The sequence below is a fragment of the uncultured Faecalibacterium sp. genome, assembly GCF_900066275.1.
Classification (GTDB): domain Bacteria; phylum Bacillota; class Clostridia; order Oscillospirales; family Ruminococcaceae; genus Faecalibacterium; species Faecalibacterium taiwanense.
Map to the genome: position 1 here is coordinate 13,484 of NZ_FMFG01000025.1, position 21,642 is coordinate 35,125.

At 61.0% G+C, this 21,642-nt stretch carries 26 protein-coding genes and 1 pseudogene; 17 read left to right on the top strand and 10 right to left on the bottom strand.

Annotated features, from left to right (window positions below; all coding sequences use genetic code 11):
- Positions 1–67: 67 nt before the first annotated feature.
- Entirely contained in the window at positions 68–661 is a 594-nt protein-coding gene (locus tag QZL71_RS09040) for an RICIN domain-containing protein (RefSeq protein WP_097781238.1), read from the bottom strand.
- A 224-nt stretch (positions 662–885) separates the two neighbouring features.
- Between QZL71_RS09040 and QZL71_RS09045 the strand changes: the two genes are divergently transcribed.
- The 6 genes from QZL71_RS09045 (at position 886) to QZL71_RS09070 (ending at position 5,023) form a co-directional block, all read left to right on the top strand.
- Positions 886–1,407, top strand: coding sequence for a nitroreductase family protein (locus QZL71_RS09045; protein ID WP_294648540.1), 522 nt, complete (start codon positions 886–888; stop codon positions 1,405–1,407).
- Positions 1,408–1,415: 8 nt separating this feature from the next.
- Complete coding sequence (locus QZL71_RS09050; RefSeq protein ID WP_097776984.1) at positions 1,416–1,910, top strand: GNAT family N-acetyltransferase; 495 nt, start codon at positions 1,416–1,418, stop codon at positions 1,908–1,910.
- Positions 1,911–2,012: 102 nt separating this feature from the next.
- The gene (locus QZL71_RS09055; protein WP_005937644.1) at positions 2,013–2,312 is read left to right on the top strand and encodes a YerC/YecD family TrpR-related protein; all 300 of its coding nucleotides are present in this window, start codon (positions 2,013–2,015) and stop codon (positions 2,310–2,312) included.
- Between the two features lie 161 nt (positions 2,313–2,473).
- Positions 2,474–3,025: a DJ-1 family glyoxalase III gene (locus QZL71_RS09060; RefSeq protein ID WP_097774274.1), complete on the top strand. Its 552-nt coding sequence runs from the start codon at positions 2,474–2,476 to the stop codon at positions 3,023–3,025.
- A 14-nt stretch (positions 3,026–3,039) separates the two neighbouring features.
- On the top strand, positions 3,040–3,924 hold the full coding sequence (locus tag QZL71_RS09065) for a fumarylacetoacetate hydrolase family protein (protein ID WP_294648541.1): 885 nt from the start codon (positions 3,040–3,042) through the stop codon (positions 3,922–3,924).
- Positions 3,925–4,072: 148 nt separating this feature from the next.
- Positions 4,073–5,023: an ROK family glucokinase gene (locus QZL71_RS09070; RefSeq protein WP_294648542.1), complete on the top strand. Its 951-nt coding sequence runs from the start codon at positions 4,073–4,075 to the stop codon at positions 5,021–5,023.
- A gap of 80 nt (positions 5,024–5,103) precedes the next feature.
- On the opposite strand, the gene QZL71_RS09075 is transcribed toward QZL71_RS09070, so the two are convergent.
- The 4 genes from QZL71_RS09075 to QZL71_RS09090 form a co-directional block, all read right to left on the bottom strand.
- Positions 5,104–6,894: an ABC transporter ATP-binding protein gene (locus QZL71_RS09075; protein ID WP_005937657.1), complete on the bottom strand. Its 1,791-nt coding sequence runs from the start codon at positions 6,892–6,894 to the stop codon at positions 5,104–5,106.
- A 151-nt stretch (positions 6,895–7,045) separates the two neighbouring features.
- Positions 7,046–7,765 carry a YggS family pyridoxal phosphate-dependent enzyme gene (locus QZL71_RS09080; protein ID WP_294648543.1) on the bottom strand — a complete coding sequence of 240 codons (720 nt, stop codon included), beginning with the start codon at positions 7,763–7,765 and terminating at the stop codon, positions 7,046–7,048.
- Between the two features lie 5 nt (positions 7,766–7,770).
- The gene (locus QZL71_RS09085) at positions 7,771–8,331 is read right to left on the bottom strand and encodes a TIGR01440 family protein (protein WP_294648544.1); all 561 of its coding nucleotides are present in this window, start codon (positions 8,329–8,331) and stop codon (positions 7,771–7,773) included.
- A 27-nt stretch (positions 8,332–8,358) separates the two neighbouring features.
- The gene (locus QZL71_RS09090) at positions 8,359–9,672 is read right to left on the bottom strand and encodes an SMP-30/gluconolactonase/LRE family protein (RefSeq protein ID WP_294648545.1); all 1,314 of its coding nucleotides are present in this window, start codon (positions 9,670–9,672) and stop codon (positions 8,359–8,361) included.
- A 242-nt stretch (positions 9,673–9,914) separates the two neighbouring features.
- Between QZL71_RS09090 and QZL71_RS09095 the strand changes: the two genes are divergently transcribed.
- The 9 genes from QZL71_RS09095 to QZL71_RS09135 all read left to right on the top strand — a co-directional run bounded on the left by QZL71_RS09095 (position 9,915) and on the right by QZL71_RS09135 (position 16,938).
- On the top strand, positions 9,915–10,142 hold the full coding sequence (locus QZL71_RS09095; protein ID WP_154256597.1) for a DUF1653 domain-containing protein: 228 nt from the start codon (positions 9,915–9,917) through the stop codon (positions 10,140–10,142).
- 34 nt (positions 10,143–10,176) lie between these two features.
- Entirely contained in the window at positions 10,177–10,692 is a 516-nt protein-coding gene (locus QZL71_RS09100) for a molybdopterin-guanine dinucleotide biosynthesis protein B (RefSeq protein WP_223388288.1), read from the top strand.
- A gap of 12 nt (positions 10,693–10,704) precedes the next feature.
- Complete coding sequence (locus QZL71_RS09105) at positions 10,705–11,724, top strand: molybdopterin-binding protein (protein WP_097776976.1); 1,020 nt, start codon at positions 10,705–10,707, stop codon at positions 11,722–11,724.
- A gap of 71 nt (positions 11,725–11,795) precedes the next feature.
- Complete coding sequence (gene moaC, locus QZL71_RS09110) at positions 11,796–12,293, top strand: cyclic pyranopterin monophosphate synthase MoaC (RefSeq protein WP_097774263.1); 498 nt, start codon at positions 11,796–11,798, stop codon at positions 12,291–12,293.
- Positions 12,286–13,254 (top strand): GTP 3',8-cyclase MoaA, encoded by a 969-nt coding sequence (gene moaA, locus QZL71_RS09115; RefSeq protein WP_294648546.1) that lies wholly within the window; start codon positions 12,286–12,288, stop codon positions 13,252–13,254. Before moaC ends, moaA begins: the two co-directional genes overlap by 8 nt.
- Before the next feature lie 9 nt (positions 13,255–13,263).
- Positions 13,264–14,196, top strand: coding sequence for an MOSC domain-containing protein (locus tag QZL71_RS09120; protein ID WP_291015634.1), 933 nt, complete (start codon positions 13,264–13,266; stop codon positions 14,194–14,196).
- Between the two features lie 79 nt (positions 14,197–14,275).
- Complete coding sequence (modA, locus tag QZL71_RS09125) at positions 14,276–15,163, top strand: molybdate ABC transporter substrate-binding protein (RefSeq protein ID WP_294648547.1); 888 nt, start codon at positions 14,276–14,278, stop codon at positions 15,161–15,163.
- A 60-nt stretch (positions 15,164–15,223) separates the two neighbouring features.
- Complete coding sequence (modB, locus tag QZL71_RS09130) at positions 15,224–15,895, top strand: molybdate ABC transporter permease subunit (protein WP_097774260.1); 672 nt, start codon at positions 15,224–15,226, stop codon at positions 15,893–15,895.
- Entirely contained in the window at positions 15,892–16,938 is a 1,047-nt protein-coding gene (locus QZL71_RS09135; protein WP_294648548.1) for a sulfate/molybdate ABC transporter ATP-binding protein, read from the top strand. Before modB ends, QZL71_RS09135 begins: the two co-directional genes overlap by 4 nt.
- On the opposite strand, the gene QZL71_RS09140 is transcribed toward QZL71_RS09135, so the two are convergent.
- Positions 16,922–17,032 (bottom strand): PTS transporter subunit EIIB, encoded by a 111-nt coding sequence (locus QZL71_RS09140; protein WP_242961827.1) that lies wholly within the window; start codon positions 17,030–17,032, stop codon positions 16,922–16,924. The two genes, QZL71_RS09135 and QZL71_RS09140, sit on opposite strands and share 17 nt — an antisense overlap.
- Before the next feature lie 20 nt (positions 17,033–17,052).
- A pseudogene (locus tag QZL71_RS09145) lies at positions 17,053–17,157 on the bottom strand (UDP-N-acetylglucosamine 2-epimerase); the annotation flags it as partial.
- A gap of 269 nt (positions 17,158–17,426) precedes the next feature.
- Between QZL71_RS09145 and QZL71_RS09150 the strand changes: the two are divergent.
- Positions 17,427–18,113: a response regulator transcription factor gene (locus QZL71_RS09150; protein WP_044953253.1), complete on the top strand. Its 687-nt coding sequence runs from the start codon at positions 17,427–17,429 to the stop codon at positions 18,111–18,113.
- Positions 18,114–18,131: 18 nt separating this feature from the next.
- Complete coding sequence (locus QZL71_RS09155) at positions 18,132–19,658, top strand: sensor histidine kinase (protein WP_097774257.1); 1,527 nt, start codon at positions 18,132–18,134, stop codon at positions 19,656–19,658.
- Positions 19,659–19,762: 104 nt separating this feature from the next.
- On the opposite strand, the gene QZL71_RS09160 is transcribed toward QZL71_RS09155, so the two are convergent.
- The 3 genes from QZL71_RS09160 to QZL71_RS09170 form a co-directional block, all read right to left on the bottom strand.
- Positions 19,763–19,924, bottom strand: a complete 162-nt coding sequence (locus QZL71_RS09160; protein WP_165852638.1) for a hypothetical protein — start codon at positions 19,922–19,924, stop codon at positions 19,763–19,765.
- A gap of 48 nt (positions 19,925–19,972) precedes the next feature.
- Positions 19,973–20,920, bottom strand: coding sequence for a pectinesterase family protein (locus QZL71_RS09165; protein WP_294648549.1), 948 nt, complete (start codon positions 20,918–20,920; stop codon positions 19,973–19,975).
- Between the two features lie 81 nt (positions 20,921–21,001).
- The coding region (locus tag QZL71_RS09170) for a PP2C family protein-serine/threonine phosphatase (RefSeq protein ID WP_294648550.1) at positions 21,002–21,642 on the bottom strand (641 nt) is incomplete at its 5' end.

A 21,642-nucleotide genomic window follows, 5' to 3' on the forward strand; every position in this document is an offset into this window, starting at 1 on the left:
GGGGGGTGCAAACCAAAAATAACTTTTTCCTCTGAATATGCCAGAGCAACGCGGCGGCAATTTAAAATCATTGCCCCTTCCGGCTTGCTCTTCCCTTGCCCGCATTGTTCAGCTTGCGCACAAGGTCGTTCTGATGCTTGCGCTGGCTGGGCGTGGGCTGCGGGTCTTTGGCCTCCTCAGCGCGGCGGCCGCTCTGGGCGGTGTCCGGATCGATGCGTTCCAGCGTCCACTCCTGATTGCCGCCGGCCACAAAGTTCCAGATCTGGGCCTGTGCGCCGTTGGAGGTGTTCATACCCACAAGGTCGATGTATTTATCCGCCAGCACATTGCGGATGCGGGTGCGCCCGCTGCGGGTGGGCTCCAGCGCCCAGCACTGACTCAGCCCGCTGGTGCGGTCCCACTGGTGCAGCCATGTGCCCTCCACCACACCGCCAAGGGCCAGATCCATCATCTTGCCGGTAAAGCGGTTGCAGATGCGCCAGCGGCCCTCGCCTGCATCCACGAACTGCCACTGCTGCCACGGATGGCCTGCATAGCTCCACAGCTGGATGGCCGCGCCGTTCTCGGTGTTGAAGTTCTTTACTTCCAGTACCTTTCCATTGGGGGCTTTGATGATATAAAATTCATTTTCCAGAATGACTGCCTGCGATGCCTTTGCCATAGAGCACGACTCCTTTCCAGTTTGGTAGCCCTATTATAGCGTATTTGTCCTTTGGCAGCAAGAATGCTTTTCCATAATCTTTTTACGTTTTATTGTGCATTTTGACATGATTCCCGCAACGATAACGTTTACGTGCAACAAAAGCGTTTCCTGCTGGTTTCTCTTTGCACTCCGGCCTTTGTTGTGATACAATAAAGGCACATGTTTTAAGGGAGGGAATTGCTATGACCAACGAAACCTTGGAAACCATTAAAAGCCGCCGCAGCTGCCGTGCCTATAAGCCGGAGCAGATCACAAACGAAGAACTGGATGCCGTGCTGGAAGCCGGCACCTACGCCGCCAGCGCCATGGGCCGCCAGAGCGCAAAGATCGTGGTCGTGCAGGACGCTGCCGCTCGCGCCCAGCTCACCCGCATGAACGCCGCTGTCATGGGCAAGGACACCGACCCCATGTACGGCGCTCCCACCATTCTGGTGGTGCTGGCCGATGCTCACGCCGCAAATGCCGTACCCGACGGCAGCCTTGTCATGGGCAACCTGATGCTGGCTGCAGCTTCGCTGGGGCTGGGCAGCTGCTGGATCAACCGCGCAAAGGAAGAGTTTGAATCCGACGAGGGCAAGGCCCTGCTCCGGCAGTGGGGCATCGAGGGCGATTGGGTCGGCGTCGGCCACTGCATTCTGGGCTATCCTGCTGCAGACCCCAAGCCCGCCGCCCCCCGCAAGCCGGATTATATCGTAAAAGTATAAGGAGAACTATGAAGCCTGATTACAAGCTGGTCGCCAAGGCCAAATACATCCACGCCACCGCCGACCTTGCCAGTGAACTCTGGCATGAGGTGTACAAGCGCTATTACCCCGCAAAGCAGCTGGACACCCTTGTGGAAGAGCTGCAGAGCGCCGATGCCATTGAGGAGGACATCGACAACGATGTGAACTACTTCCTCGTGGTTCTGGGCGGCAAGACCATCGGCTACTTTGCGTGGAAGATGGAGAACACCGCCCTGCATCTGATGCACCTGTACCTCAGGCCCGAATACCGCGGCAAGGCACTGGGCCGGGACATCGTGCTCTCCTGCGAGCGGCTGGCCCGCGGCGAGGGCAAGGGCCGTGTGTGGTGCACCGTGCACGCCAAGGCCCTGCCGGTGCAGCAGTTCTTCAAGGCCCTGCGCTACCGCAATTTAAAGCCCGCCGAGCAGGAAAACGGCACCGTCCCCCGGGACGAAGTGGTGTTTGAGCACACGCTGGGCTAAAAAGCCGCAAATGCTATTGAAATTTCTCCCCGTTTGTACTACACTGGTGTAGTGTAATAAAGTGTCTGCCTGTGGGCGGCATCTGCAAAAAAGGAGAACAACATGGCAAAAGATCATCCTACCGGCCAGTCCGGTCTGTATCAGGCATTTTTGCAGCTCAAGACCCCGGAACAGTGCTACCGTTTTTTACAGGATGTGTGCAGCTATTCCGAGCTGAGCGCAATGGAGCAGCGCTACAACATTGCCGAAATGCTGGTGGACAAGCGCATCTACACCGAGATCATGGATAAGACCGGTGCATCCAGCGCCATCATCAGCCGGGTAAGCCGGGTGCTGAGTGCCAACGACAGCGTGTTACGCGCCTTGCTGGAAGCGGAAAAAGCTGCCGACGATCAAAACTGAACTTCCACACAAACCATGCCGCGTGCCGCCCGTGCGGTATGCGGCTTTTATCATTCAACCGGGAAGGCAGAAGTCCCCACGCCAGCGGGGTACTTCTATCGTTTTTCCTCATGCGGCGCAGATGTGCCGTCTTCATCAGAAATCAGGGAGGTTTGATTTTCATGAGCAAAGCTGTTGTATTTTTTGCCGAGGGCACCGAGGAATGTGAAGCCCTGCTGGTGGTCGATCTGCTGCGCCGCGCCAAGGTGGAGGTGACCGTGGCCAGCGCATCCGGCAGCCGCGAGATCGTGAGCAGCCACAAGGTGCATATCACCGCCGACGCACTGGCCGAAGAGGTGGATTATTCGGATGTGGACATGGTGGTGCTGCCCGGCGGCATCCCCGGCACCCCGAACCTTGCCGCCAACAAGACCGTTACCGACACCTGCGTTTCCTTTGCAAAGAGCGGCAAAAAGGTAGCTGCCATCTGCGCAGCACCCAGCGTGCTGGCATCTCTCGGCCTGCTGGAGGGCAGAAAAGCCACGGCGCACGCCGGTTTCCAAGACAAATTGGCCGGTGCCGAGGTGCTGGATACCGAAGTGGTAGTGGACGGCAATATCACCACCAGCTACGGTCTGGGCGGTGCCATCCCCTTTGCGCTGGAGCTGGTGCGCCAGCTGGCCGGGCAGGCTGAGGCCGACCGCATCCAGAACGCCATCGCTTACCGCCACTGAGGGAGGGAGTCAGTATGCGTTTTGTCACCTGCCGCCTGCCGGACGGCGTGGAAGATCCGGCCATTCTTTCTGCCGACGGCACACAGATCTGGCCGTTGAGCTGGCTGGGCCTTTCCTATGAAACCTTGTCCGATGCCATCCCCTTTCTGACCCCGCAGGTGCGGGCCGGCCTGCAGCTTGCCATTGCGGGCATCCCAGCCCTGCCCGTGGATGCCGTGCAGCTGCAAAGCCCTATTCCCTGCCCGGCGCAGGATGTGGTGTGCCTTGGCATCAACTACATGGCCCACTCGGACGAAGCGGAGAAATACTCTGCCGATGCCTTTGCAACCAAACATCAGGATGCCATTTATTTTTCCAAGCGCGTTTCCCGCGCTGTGCCGGACGGCGGCTTTATTGAAGCTCACACTGACCTTGTGCAGAAGCTGGACTACGAATGCGAGCTGGCTGTGATTCTGGGCAAAGATGCCAGGGATGTGCCCGCCGGGCAGACAAAAGACTATGTGTTCGGCTACACCATCCTGAACGACGTTTCCGCCCGCGATGTGCAGACCGCCCACAAGCAGTGGTATTTCGGCAAAAGTCTGGACGGCTTCACGCCCATCGGCCCCTGCATCGTTACCGCAGACGAATTCGACACCTACCCGCCCAAGCTCGGCATCCGCAGCTTTGTCAACGGCGAAAAGCGGCAGGACTCGAACACCGGCCTGCAGATCTTTGATATCGACCACGTGATCCACGAGCTGACTCAGGGCATGACCCTGAAGGCCGGCACCATCATTGCCACCGGCACCCCGGCAGGCGTGGGCATGGGCATGGACCCGCCGCAGTTTCTGAAGCCCGGCGACACGGTGCGCTGTGAGATCGACGGCATTGGCAGCCTGACCAACACCGTGCGGTGAGCACTGGCAATTGTGCCAAACATCCACTGCATTTTCCGTCTGTTTGCATGAAAATCCGCAGCGGCACTGCTCTTTTGCGGGTAGGTGTGGTATACTGGAACACGCGAAATACTGCGGCCGCTGGCCGTCAAAAAGGGGTAAATGAAACATGAAAGAATACGCATTCGGCATCGATCTGGGCGGCACCACCGCTAAGATCGGCCTGTTCAAGACCACCGGCGAACTGCTGGAAAAGTGGGAAGTTCCCACCGACACCTCCAACGCCGGTGAGCACATTCTGAAAAATCTGGCCGCTGCCGTGCAGGGCAAGATGCAGGAAAAAGGCCTTGCCGCTGAGCAGGTAGAGGGCGTGGGCGTAGGCGTGCCCGGCCCTGTGCTGGACAGCCGCATCGTGCCCATCATCTGTGCAAACCTCGGCGGCTGGGGCAAGCATAATGTGGCCGAAGAGCTTGGCGATATGCTGGGCGGCATCAAGGTTCTGGTGGGCAACGATGCCAACGTGGCCGCTCTGGGCGAGATCTGGATGGGTGCCGCCAAGGGCTGCCGCAGCGCGGTCATGGTCACGCTGGGCACCGGCGTGGGCGGTGGTGTCATCGTCAACGGCAAGGTCATCGATGGCACCCACGGTGCCGGCGGCGAGATCGGCCACATCACGGTGGACCGCCACGAGACCGCTGCCTGCGGCTGCGGCAAGCACGGATGTCTGGAGCAGTATTCCAGTGCCACCGGCGTTGTGCGCTGCATGAAGAAGCTGCTGGACGAGAACCCGGATACCCCCTGCACCCTGCGCGGCGCCGACTTTGCCGCCAAGGACGTGTTTGATGCCGCCCGCAATGGCGACGCCCTTGCCGCCCGCGAGGTGGACGAGATGACCGACACGCTGGGCATGGCGCTGGCCAATGTGGCCAACACCGTGGACCCGGAAATGTTCATGATCGGCGGTGGCGTGTCCCGTGCCGGTGATGTGCTGTTTGCCCCGCTGCGGGAGCATTTCAAGGTCTATGCCTTCAAGTCCTGCCGTGAGACCCCCATCGTGCCCGCCATCCTTGGCAACGATGCCGGTATCTATGGTTCTGTGCGCCTGATCGTGGGCGAATAATTCAGCGGTATTTTTTCAGAAACTTAAAAACCCGGAAACGACGGTCGTTTCCGGGTTTTTCTTTGTACGTTCAATAAAATTTACAGCGTATCTTCCCCCGGCAGCTGATTCCACAGGCGGTAGTAGACGCCCTGCTTTGCCAGCAGCTGGTCGTGGGTGCCGGATTCCACGATGCCCTCTTCGCCCAGCACAAGGATGCGGTCGTAGTCCTTGATGGTGGTCAGGCGGTGGGCGATGGTCAGGGTGGTGCGGCCATGGGCCAGCTTTTCAAGGCTCTGGCCCACCAGGATCTCGCTTTCGTTGTCCAGTGCGCTGGTGGCCTCGTCCAGAATGAGGATGGGCGGGTTCTTCAGGAACACCCGTGCAATGGCGATGCGCTGCTTCTGCCCGCCGGAGAGCTTGACGCCGCGCTCACCCACGTAGGTATCAAAGCCATCCTTCAGGGCCAGAATGAACTTTTCCGCCCCGGCCAGACGCGCCGCTTCCATGATCTCTTCGCGGGTGGCGCCGGGCTTGCCGTAGGCGATGTTCTGGGCCACCGTGCCGCTGAACAGATACACGTCCTGCTGCACGATGCCGATATCCTGCCGCAGGCTTTTCAGGGTGACATGGCGGATATCCTGTCCGTCGATCAGGATGCGGCCGCTGGTCACTTCGTAGAAGCGTGGGATGAGGTTGCACAGGGTGGTCTTGCCGCCGCCCGAGGGGCCGACCAGCGCCAGCCGTTCACCCGGCCGGATATCCAGACTGACGTTATGCAGCACCTTGTTGTGGTCGTCCGGGTACTCAAAGCTGACGTTTTCAAACCGGATGTCACCGGGGCCGGGCTGCAGCGGTACCGCATCCGGGACATCGCCGATGGTCACAGGGGTGTCCATGATCTCGGCAAAGCGCTCGATGCCGGTCATGCCGCGCTGGAACTGCTCGGCAAACTCCACGATGCGGCGGATAGTGGCAATAAGGGTGGTGACGTACAGCATATAGGCCACCATGTCACCGGCGGTGATCCTGCCGTACACCAGCGAGAGGCCGCCTGCCAGAATGACCACCAGATACATCAGGCCGTCGAACAGGCGGGTGGAGGTGTTGAAGGCACCCATGGCGTAGTAGCCGAGGGTCTTGATCTGCTCAAAATCCCTGTTGCCCTTTGCAAACTTCTCGCGTTCCTCATCCTCGGCGGCAAAGGCCTTCACGACACCCTGCCCCAGCAGGCTGTCCTCGATGGTGGAGTTCAGCTCGCCGATCTGCACGCGCTGCTGGCGGAACCGCGCCCGCAGCCGTCCGTTCAGGTAAACGGACACCACGCCCATCAGCGGCACGCAGGCGAACACCGCCAGCGTCAGCGGCACACTGGCCCGGCACAGGATAATAAAGGACACCACGATCTTGATGGCCGCAATGAAAAATTCCTCCGGGCAGTGGTGGGCGAACTCGGTCACATCGAACAGGTCGTTGGTGATGCGGCCCATGATGGTGCCCACCTTGGTGTTGTTGTAGTAGGTGTGGTCCAGCTTGAGCAGGTGGTCAAAGGCATCGCGGCGCATATCCGTCTCGATGTGCACGCCCATGATATGACCGATGCTGGACATGTAATAGCTGGCTGCACCGTCGATGATGCGCAGCACAAAATAGAGTGCTGCCAGCCGCAGCACGATGCCCGCCGTCAGAGTGATGCCCACGCCCATGGCGGCGTTGGTGATAGTGCTCATGATCTTAGGCAGCACGATGTCACACAGGGTGGTCAGCGCCGCACAGAACAGGTCCAGAAACAGGGTCATTTTGTACTTTGCCAGATAGGGCAGAAAACGCCGGATCAGCGCACCGCTGCCTGCGTGGTGCGCCCCGGGGTCGTTGATTTTGGTTTTTGACATGGTTCCTCCTGTTGTAAAACCCTCTCAGGCTCACTTCGTTCGCCAGCTCCCCCGAGAGGGGGAGCCTTTGCATCTTTCGGGAAGCTGTACAAAACCTCCCCCTTTCGGGGGAGGTGGCATTGCGCAGCAATGACGGAGAGGGTTCGTTCTCTTACTTTTTACTGTAATCCCGCTCGCCGTAGATGGCGGTGCCGATGCGCACAAGGGTGGCACCCTCCCGGATGGCGTTTTCAAAGTCGCCGCTCATGCCCATGGAGAGGGTCTCCATGGACACGTTGGAATAGCCGCGCTCTCCAGCCTGCACAAACAGCTTGTACACCTCGGCCAGATAGCGGCGGTTGCGGGTATCGTCGTCGTTCACGGGCGGAATGGCCATCAGCCCCTTGACCCGGATGTGCTCCTGTGCGGCAGCAGCATCCAGCAGCGGCCAGAGCGCTTCCGGTGCCACGCCGGTCTTGCTCTCCTCCCCGCCGATGTTCACCTCCAGCAGCACGTCCTGCACGATGCCGGCCTTGGCTGCTTCCTTCTCGATGGCGTTCAGCAGATGCTCACTGTCCACGCTTTGGATGAGGCTGGCACGGCCCAGCACTTTTTTAATTTTGTTCGTCTGCAGATGGCCGATAAAGTGGCTGGGCTTGCCGCAGTAAGCACCTGCGTCAAAGTTTGCGCACAGCTCCTGCACATGGTTCTCACCGAACACATCAATGGGCAGGGCTGCGCTTTCAGCCACGGTCTGTGCCGTGCGGGTCTTGCAGGCGGCGCACAGCTGCACCGCCGCCGGGTCGCGGCCTGCCTCGCGGGCGGCTGCCGCCATTTTCTCCCGGATCTCTGCCACGGCTTCCTTCATCTGTTCCAGATTTTTTTCTGCCATGCTGCTCAGTCCTCCTCGGTATACTTGGCGCGTTCGCCGCCGATGAGCTTCGGGCGGGTGCGGGCGCACAGAATGTTCGCTTCACCAATTTTGGAAAGGCTCAGCCGCACCGGCACCGCCACCCGCTTCAGGTGCATCCCGATCAGGGTGCCGCCGATATCAATGCCTGCATGGGCACGGATCTCTTCCACGGCCACCGGCTCCCGGAACTTCTTCCAGCAGGTAGTGGCCCAGCTGCCGCCTGCGTGGGGGCGCGGCACCACGCACACCTCTTCCCAGCCGTATTTTTCGGCGGCTTCGCGCTCGATGATAATAGCGCGGTTCAGATGCTCACAGCACTGCGCAGCCAGCCAGATGCCGTTTTCGGCCAGCACTGGGGCAACGCCCGCGTACACGGCCTGCGCGGCTTCCAGACTGGAATCCTTGCCAATGTGCCCGCCCACGATCTCGCTGGACGAGCAGCCCACCACGAACACATCGCCCTTTTTCAGCTTTGCTTCGGCCAGCAGTTCGGTCACTGCCTGCCGGGCCTGCATCTCGATCTGTTTTTTGAATTCTTCTGTCATAAAAAACACCTCGGTTTTTATCAAAAATCAAAGATTTGCACTGCGCACCTTTTCGCTGCCTGCAAGGCCGAGATACAGCCTGCTCTCCACCGGGCACAGAGCTGTCACACCGCCTGCACCCTTGCTGGAGACCGTCCGCTTCCAGCTGCCGTCTGCCGTATCTACAGCTTCCGCGCAGGGCGCATCGGCAGGCAGGCTGAACAGCTTTTCCTGTAGATTCCGGCCTGCACGCAGGGCAATGCCCCGCAGCAGGGTGCTGTCGGCGTTCTTTTCCAGCCAGCTGCTGCGCGCCCACCGGTAGCCGATGTACAGGGTGCCGTCTGCATCCATAGCAAGCGCACCGGGATACCCCGGCAGGCCGGAAACAAAGCTCTGGCAGTTTTTACCGCCCGCCGTCAGGTCGCGGGCATCGGCGGCAGCACTCCACACACAGCGGTTCCCAAGGTCAGCCACGAACAGCGTGCTGCCGTCCCGGCTCAGGGCCAGCCCGGAAGCACCGGCCACACCGCCCAGCACTTTCTGCACCGTGCGTGCTGCCGGGTCGTATACATACACGCAGCCCGTGCCGGTGTGGGCCAGCAGTTCGGTGCGCAGAGTGCTCTCCAGCCCGTCCGCGGCACTGGCACTGGCAGCAACCGCAAAGTAGATCCTGCCGTCCGGCGCGGCTTCCACCGCTGAGACAGCCCCCAGCGGTGCACCGTCGATCTGGGTCACTACCTGCTCCACCGCCGTGCCCCAGCTGTCGTGGGCGGCGCGGCACAGGCTGCCGCCGCCGGGCGTGAGGATGCTCAGCCACAGGTCCCCGCTGCCGTCAAAGGCAAAACCGGTCAGCTCACCGTCCACGGAAAGGATGGCCGCATCGTGTCCGCCGTCGGTGCGCACAAGGTCGCTCGTGCGCTTTTTTAAGGCTGCGCCGTCGTATGCTGCGGCATACACAAGGCCGTCCTGTGTGCGGATGCAGTCCACACCCTGATATTCGCCCAGATCCAGCGTTCCCTTATGATCGGCGGCAAGGGCCGTCTGTGCTGCACCGGTGTCCTGCCGGACAGGAGGGGCATCGTACGCCTGCGGCGGCGTATCGATGGGCCGGAACACCAGTGCATACACCAGCGCCAGCAGGATGCACACGCCAAACACCGTGCTGGCCGTGCGGAACCGCTTGAGCAGCGCGTCCCGCTCCACCGCCATCTGGGCCGCATACTCGGCACGGCGGCGGGCGGCGCGGGCATTGGCGCGGTTTGCCCGGCGCATCCAGCGATCCACGAACAATGCCACCTGCGGCCCGATGGTGAGCGACGCAATGGCAAGGATGAGCAGAAATTCAACAAGTCCGATCCTCATAGGGCTTTTTCCTTTATCTTCAGAGCTTTTTCAGGGGGGATATCCCCTTATCGTTTCAGTATAGCATCTGTGGCGCGGCAGTTCAAGCACCCAACTCTGTCTCCCGGCTTTTGCCGTCGCCTGCCGCCTTTTTCTCCATCTTTCCTGCCAAAGCCTTTTTTGCCGTGCTGAAATATGCTATACTGATTATAAATATGGCATTCTGCACCGGAATGCCGCGTGTCAGTGTAAAAGAGGATAACATGGAAGCATTCAAATATCATGTGCAGCCGGGCCGCTACCGGCATTTCAAGGGCAACGAATACGAAGTGCTGGGCATGGCCCGCCACAGCGAGACCGAAGAGGAAATGGTGGTGTACCGCGCCCTGTACGGGGAACGTGGGCTTTGGGTGCGTCCTGCCGCCATGTGGTGCGAGACCGTGGAGCGGGACGGCAAAGTGCAGCCGCGCTTTGTGCGCATTGAGGAGTGAACCGGCAGTTTTTGCCGATGGGATAAAACGGAGGGTGATACTTTTGTACAGTGAACAAAAACAGGCGCTTGCCGCCGAACTGAGCTTCAAGCATCCGGCAGTGCTGGCTGTCAGCGGTTCCGCAGGCAGCGGCAAGACCGCTCTGCTGGCCGCGCTGCTGCCGGTGCTCAAGAGCCGCGGGCTGAAGGTGGGCGTGATCCGCGAGGCTGACGATCTGCGCCTGCCCGCCGAGACCGACCGCCTGCATGAGGCCGGTGCCGAGGGTGTGGCCGTGTTTACTGCCGGGCGCTATCTGCTTACCGAGCAGTTCCGCCTGAACGAGCAGGACCTGCTGGCTTTGTTCGAGCGCCACGGCTACGACCTTGTACTGCTGGAAGGCTTTGGCGACAGCGGCTGGGCCAAGATCGAGGTGGTGCGCAGCTCGGTCAGCCCGGTGGGCACCGCGTTCCAGCCCATGGCCATCGTGGGCGATGTGCCGGGCGCTGATTTTGCACTGGACGATCCTGCTGCTCTGGCAGACTGGATCGAGAACCAGATGCCGTCCCTGTAACGGAGGTTCTGCATGAAACTCATCCGTACCGAAGACGCTGTCGGGCAGGTGCTCTGCCACGACATTACACAGATCATTCCCGGCCAGTTCAAGGGAGCACGCTTCCGCAAAGGGCACATCGTCCAGCCGGAGGATATCCCCGTGTTGCTTTCCATTGGCAAAGAAAATCTCTATGTCTGGGAGAAGCGCCCCGGCATCCTGCACGAGGACGAAGCCGCTGCCCTTTTGTACAAGGCAGCGGCGGGCCGCAACATCCACGGCACTGAGCCGAAGGAAGGCAAGATCGAACTGGTTGCCGACTGCGACGGTCTTTTGAAGATCGACCGCGCCGCCCTGCTGGCCGTGAACCGCACACCCCAAATGATGATCGCTGCCATCCACGGCGACCTGCCCGTGAAAAAGGGCCAGAAGCTGGCCGGCACCCGCATCATCCCGCTGGTGATCGAGCAGGAGAAGATGGATGCCATGCAGGCTGCGGCAGGCAGCGAACCCATCCTGAACGTGCTGCCTTTCCACCCGAAAAAGTTTGCGGTCATCACCACCGGCAGCGAGGTGTTCAAGGGACGCATCGAGGACAAATTCACCCCCATTCTGGTGGGCAAGCTGGCCGAATACGGCTGCGAGATGACCTATCACAAAACCTGCGACGATGACCCCGCCGGGATCACCGCCGCCATTCTGGAAGCAAAGGCCGCAGGCTGCGAGCTGATCTTTACCACCGGCGGCATGAGCGTAGACCCCGACGACCGCACGCCGCTTGCCATCAAGAACACCGGTGCCGAGATCATCACCTATGGCGCACCGGTGTTGCCGGGTGCCATGTTCCTTGTGAGCTATCTGGACGGTGTGCCGGTGTGCGGCCTGCCCGGCTGCGTGATGTACGCCAAGCGCACCATTTTTGACCTGCTGCTGCCGCGCCTGCTGGCCGACGACCCCATCACTGCCGAGGACATTGCCCGGCTGGGCGAGGGCGGGCTGTGCTTAGGCTGCGCCGAATGCCACTGGCCCAACTGCGGCTTCGGGCATTGCTGAAACCCTCTCAGTCAAAGCCTTACGGCTTTGCCAGCTCTCCCAAAGGGGAGAGCTTTATCAAGGTAAAAATTATGAGCGAAACAAAACTTTCTCATTTTGATGCGTCCGGCAGCGCCGTGATGGTGGATGTGAGCGAAAAGCCCGTCACTGCACGGCAGGCTGTGGCCCGCGGCATCATCACTATGAATGCGGCAGCCTTTGCCGCTGTTCGGGACGGCACCGCCCAGAAGGGCGACGTGCTTGGCGTGGCCCGCATTGCAGGCATCATGGCGGCCAAGCGCACCAGCGAGCTGATTCCCCTGTGCCATCCGCTGCCGCTGAGCAAGCTGACTGTGGATTTTCACCTTCTGCCCGAACAGCAGGCCGTAGAGGCCGTGTGCACCGCCAGGACCATCGGCGTGACCGGCGTGGAAATGGAAGCTCTGACCGGCGTTTCTGCCGCGCTGCTCACCATCTACGATATGTGCAAGGCCGTGGATAAGGGCATGGAGCTGGGCGAGATCCACTTGGTCGAGAAGACCGGCGGCAAGAGCGGGCACTATGTGCGGGCCGAGGGCGGCTATGTTTGATGCATACGGCCGCAATATCCACTATCTGCGCCTTTCGGTCACCGACCTGTGCAACCTGCGCTGCCGCTACTGTATGCCGGACGGCGTGCCAAAGCTGGCTCACGAAGATATTCTGACCTATGAGGAATTTCTGCGGCTGGCTGCGCTGTTCGCCCAGTGCGGCATCGACACGGTGCGCATCACCGGCGGTGAACCGCTGGTGCGCCGGGGCGTGGAACAACTGACGGCGGGCCTGAAAGCCATTTCCGGCATCCGCCGCGTTGCCCTTACCACCAACGGCGTGCTGCTGGCCCAGAAGCTGCCCGCCCTGCTGGCGGCGGGCCTTGACAGCGTGAACATCAGCCTTGACACCTTGCACCCGGAGACCTTCCGGCGCATCACCGGCAAAGACGAGCTTGCCGCCGTGCAAAACAGCATCCGGGCGGCCCTTGCCAGCGGCATACCGGTCAAGCTGAACTGTGTGCCGCAGCCCGGCGTGAACGAGGGCGAGCTGGAAAGCCTTGCTGCCTTCGCACAGGAGCATCCGCTGCAGGTGCGCTTTATTGAGATGATGCCCATTGGCTTTGGTGCCGGGCTGCCCTGCCTTTCCGGCCCGGAACTGCTGGAGCGCTTTTACCGCCGCTGGCCGCAGCTGCAGCCGGTGACCGGTGCGGCCTTTGGCGATGGGCCGGCGGTGTATTATTCTGCGCCCGGCTGGCGTGGCAGCATCGGGTTGATCGCTGCCGTGCACGGCAAATTCTGCGCTTCCTGCAACCGGGTGCGGCTGACAAGTCAGGGCTTTCTGCGTCCGTGCCTTGCCAGTGAATCCGGCACCGACCTGCGCGCTCTGCTGCGCAGCGGCGCGGACGACGCGGCCCTTTTGCAGGCCATTCAAAACACGATTCTGGCAAAACCCCGGGAACATCACTTCGGCCAAGGCTCCATGCCCGCCACACGAGGGATGTACCGGATCGGAGGATAACACAAATTTATGGGTAAAATTCTGGCTATCTGCACAAGCCCCCGGCGCGGCACCTTGAAAACGCCGGTGCCGTCCGCTGTTCTCACCCCGGAGTGGGGTATTGTGGGCGATGCCCACGGCGGCAGCTGGCACCGGCAGGTCAGCCTGCTGAGCGCGGAAAAGATTGAAGCTTTCCGTCAAAAGCTCTGGGTGGACTACGGTGCCTTTGGCGAAAATCTGGTGGTGGAAGGGTTCGATCTTGCCACCCTGCCGGTGCCCAGCTTTTTTGCCATTGGGGATGCCGTGCTGGAAATGACCCAGATCGGCAAGGAGTGCCACAGCGACTGCGCCATCCGCCGGCAGACCGGCGACTGCATCATGCCGCGGGAGGGCGTGTTCGCACGGGTGGTAAAAGGCGGCACCATCCACACCGGCGACGAGATGAAGCTGCTGCCCACCCCGGCAGACCTGCCCCTGCGCGCGGCAGTGATCACCCTTTCCGATAAGGGCAGCCGCGGCGAACGGGAGGACAAAAGCGGCCCGCTCATTGTGGAAATGCTCACCGCCACAGGCTACAAGGTGGAGGAAGCGCTGCTTCTGCCGGACGATGCCGCCCAGCTCAAAACCCAGCTGCTGCGCCTTGCGGATGCCCGTCAGGTGAACCTGATCCTCACCACCGGCGGCACCGGCTTTGCACCCCGGGATATCACCCCGGAGGTGACTTTGAGCGTAGCCGAACGCAACGCGCCCGGCATTGCCGAGGCCATGCGGTACCATAGCCTTACCATCACACCGCGCGGGATGCTGAGCCGTGCCGCCAGTGTGCTGCGCGGCAAGACCCTGATCGTGAACCTGCCGGGCAGCCCTAAGGCCGTAAAAGAAAACCTCGAGTACATCCTGCCAAGCCTTGCGCACGGCATCCGCCTTGCCGCCGGGCTGGACGGCGAATGTGCCCGGAAGTAAAAAAGTATCCCGGTGGGCGGCACCGCATCCTGTACCGTATCAAATGCAAAGATTCATTTTAAAAACAGGAGCGCTTATCATGAACAACATTAAAATTTCCCGCCGCAGCTTTCTGGCTGCTGCCGGTATCGCCGGTGCCACGGCGGCCCTGACCGCCTGCGGCTCCTCCGCTTCCAGCACTGCATCTTCCGTGGCAGGCTCTGCCGCTGCTTCTTCTGAAGCTACCGGTGGATTCATGGAGCTGATCGTGTTTGCCGCCGCATCCCTCACCGAGACCCTCACCGCCATCGGCGAGATCTACTCTGCCGAGAACCCCGGCGTGACCTTCAGCTTCAACTTCGACTCCTCCGGCACCCTCAAGACCCAGATCCAGGAAGGCGCGGACTGCGACCTGTTCATCTCCGCCGGTCAGAAGCAGATGAACCAGCTGGACAGCACCGCTTCCGCCGATGTGAACACCGAAGGACTGGACTTCGTGGACAGCGATTCCCGCGTGGACCTGCTGGAGAACAAGGTCGTTCTGTGCGTGCCCGAGAATGGCGATAAGGGCATCGACAGCTTCGATTCTCTGGCCGAGCACCTCAAGGCCGGGGACATTCTGTTCTGCATGGGCAACAGCGATGTGCCCGTGGGCCAGTACACCCAGAAGATCCTTGCCTACTACGCTCTGGACGAGGAAGCACTGGCCGCAGCCGGTGTCATCACCTACGGCTCCAACGTCAAGGAGGTCACCACCCAGATCACCGAAGCCAGCGTGGATGCCGGTGTCGTGTACTGCACCGATGCCTACAGCGCAGGCCTGACCCCCGTGGATGAGGCCACCAAGGAGATGTGCGGTCAGGTGATCTATCCTGCCGCCGTGCTGAAGGCCGCCCCCAACGCCGATGCTGCCAGGGAGTTTCTGGCCTATCTGCAGACCGACCGCGCCGCGACCGTGTTCGAGAGCGTGGGCTTCACCGCACTGTAAATCCGTTGTTTTTCAGAGCTTCCCCTCCGGGGGAAGCCTTTTTATTCGGAGGTATCATTTATGGACTGGTATCCCCTTTGGAACAGCCTGCGCATCGCCCTCGTCAGCTGCGCGGCGGTGTTCTTCCTTGGCATTTTTGCCGCCTACTATATTGCCAAGCTGCCGCGCACTGTCAAAGGCGCGCTGGACGTGGTGCTCACCCTGCCCATGGTGCTGCCGCCCACGGTGGTGGGCTATTTTCTACTGCTTTTGTTCGGCGCAAAGCGGCCGCTGGGTGCCTTTTTCATGGAGCATTTCGGCGTGAAGCTGGTCATGAACTGGTACAGTGCCATCTTTGCATCCATCGTGGTGGCCTTTCCGCTGATGTACCGCACGGCGCGCGGCGCGTTTGAAAGCTTTGACGAAACGCTGGCATGGTCGGCGCAAACGCTGGGCCAGTCGGACGTGTGGATCTTCTGGCGGGTGCGGATGCCCTGCTGCCGTCAGGGCATTCTGGCCGGCACGGTGCTGGCCTTTGCCCGCGCGCTGGGCGAGTACGGTGCCACCAGCATGATCGCAGGCTACACCCCCGGCAAGACCGCCACCATTGCCACCACCGTGTACCAGCTGTGGCGCACCAACGACGAAGCCGGTGCCATGCGCTGGGTGCTGGTGGATATCGTGATCTCGGCAGTGGTGCTGCTGGCCGTGAATCTGCTGGAGAAAAAACAGAAAGCAGGTGGCCGCGCATGAGTCTTGAAGTGAACATTACCAAAAAGCTGGATGGCTTTATCCTTCACGCCAACTTTGCCGCGCGCAGCACCGCCACAGCCATTCTGGGCGCATCCGGCTGCGGCAAAAGCATGACCCTGCGCTGCATTGCCGGTATCGTAAAGCCGGATGCGGGCCGCATCGTACTGGACGGCCGGGTGCTGTTTGACAGCGCCCAGCACATCGACCTGCCGCCGCAGCAGCGCGGCGTGGGCCTGCTGTTCCAGAACTACGCACTGTTCCCCAACATGACCGTGGAGCAGAACGTGCTCTGCGGCCTGAAAGCCGAAAAAGACAAGGCCGCCCGCAAGGCCCGCTGCGCCGAAATGCTGCAGGCCATGCGGCTGGAATCCCTTGCCAAGCGCTACCCGGCCCAGCTTTCCGGCGGACAGCAGCAGCGCACCGCGCTGGCACGCATCCTTGTGGGCAGGCCCAAAATTCTGATGCTGGACGAGCCGTTCAGTGCGCTGGACAGCTACCTGCGCGAGGAAGTGGAGGGCGAAGTGGGCAGCCTGCTGGCCGGGTTTGGCGGCACGGCGCTGCTGGTCACCCACAACCGTGACGAAGCCTACCGCCTGTGCCGGGATATGATCGTGATGGATGGCGGGCAGGTGCTGCGCACCGGCGGCACCAAAGAGGTGTTTGCAGACCCGCAGAGCACCACCGCTGCACGGCTGACCGGCTGCAAGAACATTCTGTCCTGCACCCGCGTGGATGCCCACACCGTGCGCCTGACTGGCTGGGATGCGCCCCTTCACCTTGCCGCCGAGGTGCCGGAAACCTGCACCGCCGTGGGCATCCGCGCCCACGACTTTGCCCCCTGCGCACCAGCTGCGCCGAACGCTCTGCCGGTGCAGCTGAACTCCACCAGCGAGAATCCCTTTGACTGGAACCTGATCTTTACCGCGCCGGACGGCACCACCCGCCTGTGGTGGAAGGTGAGCAAGACGAACCTGACCGCTGCGTCGCCGGAGGCACCGGCGTTTCTGGGCACTGCACCGCAGAACATCATGCCGCTGGGGTGACGGACAGCACGCCGGGGATTTTCTTCAGCGCTTCCTGATCGGCCTTGTTCAGGTCCTTGACCGCGAACCGCAGTCGGATCATGCAGTGTGCCACGCTGGAAATGTTCTCGGTGCCGCCTGCCGGTTGAACTCCTCCGGATAGGTGGAGTCCAGATCGTAGGTGCGCAGTCCGGCTTCCACATGGCCCACCGGGATGCGCAGGTAAAAGCAGGCCAGCGCCGCCGCACCTTATCCACAAGCTCACTATTATATGCGCCAAACTCGGAATTGTGCAGGTCGGAAAGCACCACCATCCGGCTGGGCCTGCGGTCTGCCCTGCAAACTCCGGCTGTGCAGGGCCGTTTTTCTGTGGTATACTGGTACTGGAAGCAGCCCGCCGCTGCGGGCACTTTTTTGAAAAGCATTCACGCAAACTTCACAGCTTTTTTTTATTCTTGCTGTATGATATTCTGGTCAAGAAGTCTATTATTGAGGAAGGTGTCTGTATTATGGCTAAGATCCTGATCGTTGACGATGAGCCGCGTATCCGCGAGCTGATCCGCGAACATTTACAATATTCCGGTTATATCTGTGAAGAGGCCGCTGACGGCACAGCTGCGCTGACCCAGCTTTCCGGCGGAGCCTTCGATCTGGTCATTCTGGACCTGATGATGCCGTTCATGGACGGTATGACCTGCCTGCGGGAGATGCGCGCCCGCCACATCAACACGCCGGTCATCATCCTGACCGCCCGCGGCGAGGAATACGACAAGCTGGCCGGCCTGGAGAGCGGTGCCGACGACTACGTTGTCAAGCCCTTCTCTCCCCGTGAGCTGGTAGCCCGCGTCAAGGCCGTGCTGAACCGCACCATGCCCAAGCCCGCCGCTGCCTCCGACACCATGACCTTTGGTGAGCTGACCATCGACACGGCCAGCCACACGGTGCGCGTTTCCGGCGAGGAGGTGGCCCTGACCCCCAAGGAGTTCGATCTGCTGGTGTTCCTTGCTTCCAACAAGGGCATCGCCCTCAGCCGTGAAAAGATCCTGCAGAAGGTGTGGAACTACGACTACTTTGGCGAGGACCGCACCGTGGATACCCATGTCAAAATGCTGCGGGGCCATCTGGGCAAGTGCCGCAGCTACATTGCTACCGTGTGGGGCATCGGCTACAAATTCGACCCCGACGCAACGCGCTGATAAAGGAGCGGAGGATTCATGCGGCACCATCACTCCCCCGGCATCCGTGGCCAGCTGATGTGGTTTTTGTGTTGTATCTGTCTGTTCCTGCTGGCACTGGTGTGGTTTCTGTCCACCCAACTGCTGGAACCGCTGTACACCAAGCACATTGAAAAACAGCTGACCACTCAGGCAGAAAGCATCACCGCCGAGCTGGACAAGGCTATTGCAAACGGCGAAGCCCTTTCGGCATGGTCTTTTGGCCATCTTACGGTCAACACCACGTTTTTTGACCGGCTTGCCACCCAGCTGTACGCCAGCGGTTCGCTGAACAGCTTCTGTGTGGATATTTCCGATACCACCATGCGCACGATCTATAAGATCGAGAACCAGTCCTACTGCAACCTGCACGAAACGCTGCTCTCGGATTCCGCCAACAACGATATGATCGTTTCCACCGCTGTGGCCATGCGCAAGAAATGCCGCACCACCGGCGGCTTTGTGCAGACCCTGAATCCGCCGCGGCTCTCCGGCTCGGCACAGCTGCTGGTAGGGCGCAACACCTCCGGCGGCGAGTACACCGTTCTGGTCACTACCAGCCTTGTGCATGTGGCTGAAGCCGGCAAGGTGCTGAGCACCGTGCTGCCCATGGCAGCGGCGCTGATCTTTGCCTTTGCCATGACGGCGGCATGGCTGTTCAGTGAGTGGTTCACAAAGCCGCTGCGCCAGCTTTCCAGCGCTGCCCGCCAGATGGCCATGGGCAACTATGCCGTGCAGGTGGATACCCGCCGCAGCGATGAGCTGGGCGATCTGGCCCGGGACTTCAACCACATGGCAAGCGAGGTGCAGCATTCTTCGCAGATGCAGCGCGATCTGCTGGCCAACGTCTCCCACGACCTGCGCACCCCGCTGACCCTTATCAAGGGCTATGCCGAGACGGTGCGCGACATTACCGGCGACGACAAGGCCCACCGCGATGAGCAGATGAACATTATCGTGGACGAGACCGACCGCCTGACCGCACTGGTCTCCAGCGTGATGGAGCTGAGCAAGGTGACCAGCGGTGCCGATAAATGCGAGCGCGTGCACTTTGATATGGGCCAGCTGTGCGACGAGGTGAGCGAACGGTACGATGCCATCTGCGCCCAGAACGGCTGGCAGCTCCAGCTGGAGCTGCCGGACGAGGAACTGCCCGTTTACGCAGACCCCAACATGATGCAGCGCGCACTGCATAACCTGCTGGGCAACGCCATGCACCACATCGGCAAAGACGGCATCTTCATCCTGCGGGCCCAGCGCTGCACCGAGGGCGTGCGGGTAGAGGTGGAGGACCACGGCCCCGGCATCTCTGCCGACGACCTGCCCTATATCTTTGATCGGTACTACCGCTCCCGTTCGGATGCCGGCAAGCAGGGCACCGGTCTGGGCCTTTCCATCACCAAGGCCATCTTCCAGCAGCACGGCTTCCGCTTTGGTGTGCAGAGCGCCATTGGCATGGGCACTACGTTCTGGTTCATCATGAACGACCTGCCCGCCAATGCAGCCGAGATGGCCGGGCAGGAATAATCAGGAATAATTTTAAAGCCGGGATGACCGTGTGGTCGTCCCGGCTTTTGCTTTTTCTATAGAGCATCGTTTCTGCCCGCAATGCTGCGGCCATTCCAAATGATTTACTGGCTGGAATCTGCTGTGCGATAAATTCCGAATGTATTATCCGGTGCGGGCATTTCCACCCGGGAGGCACGATCATTCACAGCCCACATCATCCAGCCCATTGCAGCCAGTGCCGCCAGAATGATGATCCATTTGACAAAATTCGGCAGTTTTTTCATAGAAGATCCTTCAAATCCGTTTTATACTTTATTTTATATTTTCTGCTTTTATTCCGGTCTGCAAAGTTTCCGTGCACATCTGAGCAGCTCTTCGGCCTGCTGGCTGTCCAGCTGCTTCACCCATGCACCGCGCGCTGCTGCGCCCTCGCCGGTGCTGCCCGCTTCGGCAAAGCTGGCAAGGTCCGAGTCGGTACGGCTCTGCCAGGGCGAAAAGCCTTCCGGTGCAATGTGGGCTCCCAGACGGCAGTCCAGCACAGCCGTTTTACCGGTGGGCCGCCATGGCCTGCCCAGAAACACCGTGCCCGCCGGGCAGTCGTCCGAAATAAAGTCGCAGTCCCAGAACACAAACCCGAGGCCATCGGAACGGCCCGAGGGAGCCGTGACGTAGCTTGCAGGCAGGTGGTTGTTCACGGTGCGGATGGTGCACTGCTCAAACAGAGCGTCCGCGCCGCCAAAAATAAAATCGATATCTCCCGCGATCTCGCAGTGCCGGTAATACTGGGCCGTCGGGCGGCGGGGCGCAAAGCGGCCCGGGCCAAGGAAGCCATCCTTCTCCCGCTCCTTCTCCGGCAGAGGGGCGCAGAACAGCGTATCCTGATTGCTCAGCAGCCGCACATTCTCAAAGAGGGTGTGAGAGCAGTCCACATAAGCCGCCACGGCCTGCCCCACCTTTGCCCCGGGGCCGGCATCGTTTTCGATGGTCAGGTCCCGCACCCGCAGTTCTATCCCCCGGAAAAACGCGGTATAGCTGCGGAAGGTGTGGGTGGGCCTGCCGTCCGGGTGCGGCAGACTGCCGCCGTCGCCCCACACGATGCGGGTGCTTTCCATGCCTGCGCCGATCAGGGTGATATCCTGTTTTTCGCACACCAGCTTTTCGCGGTAAACGCCCGGGCCAATGCGGATCTCTGCTGCGCAGGCATAAGGCACGGCCAGCACCGCTTCGGACACCGAAGCAAAATCGCCGCTGCCATCCTGCGCTACGGTTATGGTAAGCATGTTTCTGTCCTCCCGTTTTGTTTCTATGCTTCCATAGTATACCTTCTCCTCCGTCGAAAATCAACGAAGTTTGTATGAACATCAAACGCATTTTTCCAGCCGCAGCACCGCCGCCGTAATGTCGTCCGGCCTGCCGGTCTTCTGGGCGCGCACGCGGGCCGTTTCCACCAGCGTTTTTGCAACTTTTTCCGGCGTTTCTCCTGCCGCAGCGGAAAGCTCCAGCTGCTTTGCCACCCAGCCCGGGCCGTCCACCAGCAGCCCGTCCGAGACCAGCACCGCATAATCGCCCACCGTCAAATGCACCACCCGGCTCTGTCCGTTCACTCCGCCCAGAATGCCCACCGGCAGGCTGGTGTCACCCACAGCACGCACCCGCCCGCCGTGCACAAGGAAGCCCGGTGCCGCACCGGCCTTGAACAGCCTTGCCGTGCCGGTGTAAAGATCCACGCTGATGAGGTCCAGCGTGGCACCGCTCTCATCCTCACTTTTCAGGGCAAGGGCCACGTTGACCAGCCTTGCCGCCAGCTCTGCGGTAAAGCCCGCCTTGAGCAGCCGGGCCGTCAGCTCGGCGGCAAGGTTGCCATCCACGGCTGCAGGCCTGCCGGTGCCCATGCCGTCGCACAGGATCATCTGCGCTGCCGCCGGGCTGCAGAACTGCTGCACCGCATCGCCGGAAATACTGCCCCGCGCCGCCGCGCCCGCCATGCCGAACACGGCCCGCA

What these genes read in the sequence shown, in the direction of transcription:
- QZL71_RS09040 (WP_097781238.1), bottom strand. Translation starts at nt 661, where the DNA reads ATGGCAAAGGCATCGCAGGCAGTCATTCTGGAAAATGAATTTTATATC.
- QZL71_RS09045 (WP_294648540.1), top strand. Translation starts at nt 886, where the DNA reads ATGACCAACGAAACCTTGGAAACCATTAAAAGCCGCCGCAGCTGCCGT.
- QZL71_RS09050 (WP_097776984.1), top strand. Translation starts at nt 1,416, where the DNA reads ATGAAGCCTGATTACAAGCTGGTCGCCAAGGCCAAATACATCCACGCC.
- QZL71_RS09055 (WP_005937644.1), top strand. Translation starts at nt 2,013, where the DNA reads ATGGCAAAAGATCATCCTACCGGCCAGTCCGGTCTGTATCAGGCATTT.
- QZL71_RS09060 (WP_097774274.1), top strand. Translation starts at nt 2,474, where the DNA reads ATGAGCAAAGCTGTTGTATTTTTTGCCGAGGGCACCGAGGAATGTGAA.
- QZL71_RS09065 (WP_294648541.1), top strand. Translation starts at nt 3,040, where the DNA reads ATGCGTTTTGTCACCTGCCGCCTGCCGGACGGCGTGGAAGATCCGGCC.
- QZL71_RS09070 (WP_294648542.1), top strand. Translation starts at nt 4,073, where the DNA reads ATGAAAGAATACGCATTCGGCATCGATCTGGGCGGCACCACCGCTAAG.
- QZL71_RS09075 (WP_005937657.1), bottom strand. Translation starts at nt 6,894, where the DNA reads ATGTCAAAAACCAAAATCAACGACCCCGGGGCGCACCACGCAGGCAGC.
- QZL71_RS09080 (WP_294648543.1), bottom strand. Translation starts at nt 7,765, where the DNA reads ATGGCAGAAAAAAATCTGGAACAGATGAAGGAAGCCGTGGCAGAGATC.
- QZL71_RS09085 (WP_294648544.1), bottom strand. Translation starts at nt 8,331, where the DNA reads ATGACAGAAGAATTCAAAAAACAGATCGAGATGCAGGCCCGGCAGGCA.
- QZL71_RS09090 (WP_294648545.1), bottom strand. Translation starts at nt 9,672, where the DNA reads ATGAGGATCGGACTTGTTGAATTTCTGCTCATCCTTGCCATTGCGTCG.
- QZL71_RS09095 (WP_154256597.1), top strand. Translation starts at nt 9,915, where the DNA reads ATGGAAGCATTCAAATATCATGTGCAGCCGGGCCGCTACCGGCATTTC.
- QZL71_RS09105 (WP_097776976.1), top strand. Translation starts at nt 10,705, where the DNA reads ATGAAACTCATCCGTACCGAAGACGCTGTCGGGCAGGTGCTCTGCCAC.
- moaC (WP_097774263.1), top strand. Translation starts at nt 11,796, where the DNA reads ATGAGCGAAACAAAACTTTCTCATTTTGATGCGTCCGGCAGCGCCGTG.
- moaA (WP_294648546.1), top strand. Translation starts at nt 12,286, where the DNA reads ATGTTTGATGCATACGGCCGCAATATCCACTATCTGCGCCTTTCGGTC.
- QZL71_RS09120 (WP_291015634.1), top strand. Translation starts at nt 13,264, where the DNA reads ATGGGTAAAATTCTGGCTATCTGCACAAGCCCCCGGCGCGGCACCTTG.
- modA (WP_294648547.1), top strand. Translation starts at nt 14,276, where the DNA reads ATGAACAACATTAAAATTTCCCGCCGCAGCTTTCTGGCTGCTGCCGGT.
- modB (WP_097774260.1), top strand. Translation starts at nt 15,224, where the DNA reads ATGGACTGGTATCCCCTTTGGAACAGCCTGCGCATCGCCCTCGTCAGC.
- QZL71_RS09135 (WP_294648548.1), top strand. Translation starts at nt 15,892, where the DNA reads ATGAGTCTTGAAGTGAACATTACCAAAAAGCTGGATGGCTTTATCCTT.
- QZL71_RS09150 (WP_044953253.1), top strand. Translation starts at nt 17,427, where the DNA reads ATGGCTAAGATCCTGATCGTTGACGATGAGCCGCGTATCCGCGAGCTG.
- QZL71_RS09155 (WP_097774257.1), top strand. Translation starts at nt 18,132, where the DNA reads ATGCGGCACCATCACTCCCCCGGCATCCGTGGCCAGCTGATGTGGTTT.
- QZL71_RS09160 (WP_165852638.1), bottom strand. Translation starts at nt 19,924, where the DNA reads ATGAAAAAACTGCCGAATTTTGTCAAATGGATCATCATTCTGGCGGCA.
- QZL71_RS09165 (WP_294648549.1), bottom strand. Translation starts at nt 20,920, where the DNA reads ATGCTTACCATAACCGTAGCGCAGGATGGCAGCGGCGATTTTGCTTCG.